We start from the raw sequence: 1,214 nt of genomic DNA, 5'->3' as shown, positions 1-1,214 counted from the left end.
AGGTGGCGCTGGCGCTCCTCGGCGGTGTGGATGCCGAGGGCGGAGCGGGTCTCGAAGGGCAGGAAGTCGAGCGCCAGGCGACGGAAGATGTAGTCGACGATCGACTGGGCCATCCGCACGTCCGGGTCGTCTGTCATGCCGGCCGGCTCGAAGCGCATGTTGGTGAACTTCGAGACGTAGGTCTCCAGCGGGACGCCGTACTGCAGGCCGACCGAGACGGCGATCGAGAAGGCGTCCATCATGCCCGCGAGGGTCGAACCCTGCTTGGACATCTTCAGGAAGACCTCGCCCAGACCGTCGTCCGGGTAGGAGTTCGCCGTCATGTAGCCCTCGGCGCCACCGACCGTGAAGGAGGTGGTGATCCCCGGACGGCCCTTGGGGAGGCGCTTGCGGACGGGGCGGTACTCGATGACCTTCTCGACGGCGGCGCGGATGGTCTCCTCCGTCTTGGCGGTGACCTCCTCCTTCTCCTGCTCCTTCTTCTTGGCGGAGAGGGGCTGGCCGACCTTGCAGTTGTCGCGGTAGATCGCGAGCGCCTTGACGCCGAGCTTCCAGGCCTCGAAGTAGATCTCCTCGATCTCCTCGACGGTCGCCGTCTCCGGCATGTTGACCGTCTTCGAGATCGCGCCGGAGATCCAGGGCTGGATCGCGGCCATCATGCGGACGTGGCCCATCGCGGAGATGGAGCGCTCGCCCATGGCGCAGTCGAACACCGAGTAGTGCTCGGCCTTCAGGCCCGGGGCGTCGACGACCACGCCGTGCTCGGCGATGTGGGCGACGATCGCCTCGATCTGCTCTTCCTGGTACCCCATGCGGCGCAGGGCCTGCGGGACGGTGCCGTTGACGATCTGCATCGAGCCGCCGCCGACGAGCTTCTTGAACTTGACCAGGGCCAGGTCCGGCTCGACACCGGTGGTGTCACAGGACATCGCGAGACCGATGGTGCCGGTCGGCGCCAGGACGGAGGCCTGGGAGTTGCGGAAGCCGTTCTTCTCGCCGAGGCGCAGGACGTCCTGCCAGGCCTCGGTGGCCGCGGCCCAGATCGAGTTGTCCAGGTCGTCGGTGCGCGGCGCGACGGCGTTGGCGTCGGCGTGCTGCTTCATGACGCGCTTGTGCGACTCGGCGTTGCGGGCGTAGCCGTCGTACGGGCCGACGATGGCGGCCAGCTCGGCGGAGCGCTTGTAGGCGGTACCGGTCATCAGCGAGGTGATCGA

General features: G+C 67.6%; 1 pseudogene. It reads right to left on the bottom strand.

Annotation, left to right across the window (positions count from 1 at the left end):
• Positions 1-1,214: pseudogene (locus tag ACGFYQ_RS42230) on the bottom strand (vitamin B12-dependent ribonucleotide reductase); the annotation flags it as partial.

The organism is Streptomyces sp. NPDC048258 (genome assembly GCF_043201995.1).
In the GTDB taxonomy this organism is placed as follows: Bacteria; Actinomycetota; Actinomycetes; order Streptomycetales; family Streptomycetaceae; genus Streptomyces.
This window is presented reverse-complemented; position numbering and strand designations above follow the sequence as displayed.